This is a genomic window from Bartonella gabonensis (genome assembly GCF_903679515.1).
GTDB lineage: Bacteria > Pseudomonadota > Alphaproteobacteria > Rhizobiales > Rhizobiaceae > Bartonella > Bartonella gabonensis.
The window spans coordinates 1-1599 of sequence record NZ_CAHOYM010000091.1 but is presented as its reverse complement, the minus strand read 5'-3'; the positions used below and the strand labels follow the sequence as shown (position 1 = coordinate 1599).

Genomic DNA, 1599 nt, shown 5'->3' with positions numbered 1-1599 from the left:
AATTTGGCGTTGCCGCTAAAACTTTGATTGGAATGAAGAAAACACGTTTCCAAATGCCCAATAGTGCACAAACAGCACAAGATTTTGGAACCATTGTTATCCCCACCTACAGTGGTGAAGCAGCATAATTATTAAGAAGGAAAAAGACATGGCAGATCATTTACCAAAACCGTTACAAGGTAGAAATCTTCACACTCAACAGGTGAGTTTCTTACGTTTAAACATCACGCATAAAGATAAGCATCTCACTGAAAAAATAGGCACCTTACCTCGAGGCGCTTTGATCACTTCTATAAAAGCGCATGTTAAAACGGCGTTTTCGGAAGCGAAATTGAAGATTGGAAGCACCTATGGTGGAAACGAATTCAGTGAAAAGGAGATCAAAGCCCAAGGGACGCAAGAATTTACAGCAACCAATCAAAAAGAGTTTGTTCCCCATGATGAGGAGTTAACGCTTTATGCAACCCGTGACAAAACAACAGCAGCTGGTGAATGTGTTGTGGTTGTGCAATTCGTGACTGATCACTGAAATTAAGGGGAGAAATCATTTAACTCCCCTTATATTCATGAATTGCAAGATTGTACAGAGAGTTGCAAATTAAGGGCAGATAAGACAGCCACTAAGGTAGAAAGCTTGGGGTCACCCGTTTTACTTAAAGAGCGGTATAAACCACTCCGTTCACGATTGGTTTCTTTTGCTAAGGCACTCATATTTTGGGCGCGAGCAACGATACCAATAGCATCTGCGATATGGGCGGCATCTCCGGTTTTAAGAGCTTCATTTAAAAAGATTTCTTGATCTTCTGGTGTTTTGAGGTGTTTTTCAAAGTTAAAGGTTTTCAATTTCATTTTTAAGATCCTCTAAAAGAGATAAGGCTTTTTGAATATCATTGGATTGTGTGGATTTGTTACCACCCCAAAGCAATATAATGATTTTATCGCCTTTTTTTACAAAATAAATTCGATAACCAGCCCCATAGTGGATACGTAATTCACCTATGCCATTAAAGAATTTAACATCACCCAAAAGTCCTGAACGAATTCTACGAAGTCTTTCAAGAATCATATTGGCAGCTTTTCTATCTTTAAGTTTTTCTAACCATTTATCGAATTCATCTGTTGTTTTTATTATCGCTACCATTAGTGCACTATAGTATACACAACATATAATGTCAAGTTAGTTATAATTTTTGTATCATTGAAAGGTATTTTAATGGCGCGTCATTATATTCGGGTCAAGACCGGCGGACCGATAGCGGCTAGTCAAAATGTTTATCGTCATAGAAAAACGCTTTCACACATGGTGTCGGTTATTCAAGACGAGATTGATGATGTTGGAGATGAATATGTAGCACAAATACAAGAAAGTATTTTTGCTGCTATTCGTTTTTGTGAGAGGGAAACATTTTACTTTAACGAAAGCCGTGATGTGGTGTTTCAAACAAGGGCGGGGCAAGGGGCTTATGATGCAACTGATACCCGACATATTGAAACTGCTGTTAAAATCAAAAGCGTTTACTTGAGTTCTGATCAACATCATAAGTTTGCATTGGAATGGCAGGACCATGTTTCCTTAGAGGATTCGTTAAGGATTCGTTA

The 1599-nt window shown here is 38.3% G+C and carries 3 protein-coding genes and 2 pseudogenes; 3 read left to right on the top strand and 2 right to left on the bottom strand.

Translation table 11 applies throughout. The features are described from left to right. Together HWX04_RS08140 and HWX04_RS08135 are read left to right on the top strand one after the other, a co-directional pair. A pseudogene (locus HWX04_RS08140) lies at positions 1-128 on the top strand (N4-gp56 family major capsid protein); the annotation flags it as partial. A gap of 20 nt (positions 129-148) precedes the next feature. Next, complete coding sequence (locus HWX04_RS08135) at positions 149-529, top strand: hypothetical protein (protein WP_175869616.1); 381 nt, start codon at positions 149-151, stop codon at positions 527-529. A gap of 35 nt (positions 530-564) precedes the next feature. On the opposite strand, the gene HWX04_RS08130 is transcribed toward HWX04_RS08135, so the two are convergent. After that, the gene (locus HWX04_RS08130) at positions 565-849 is read right to left on the bottom strand and encodes an addiction module antidote protein (RefSeq protein ID WP_175869615.1); all 285 of its coding nucleotides are present in this window, start codon (positions 847-849) and stop codon (positions 565-567) included. Then, positions 830-1141, bottom strand: coding sequence for a type II toxin-antitoxin system RelE/ParE family toxin (locus HWX04_RS08125; protein ID WP_175869614.1), 312 nt, complete (start codon positions 1139-1141; stop codon positions 830-832). The genes HWX04_RS08130 and HWX04_RS08125 overlap by 20 nt, the downstream gene beginning before the upstream one ends. A 72-nt stretch (positions 1142-1213) precedes the next feature. On the opposite strand from HWX04_RS08125, the pseudogene HWX04_RS08120 reads away from it, so the two are divergent. Next, a pseudogene (locus tag HWX04_RS08120) lies at positions 1214-1599 on the top strand (hypothetical protein); the annotation flags it as partial.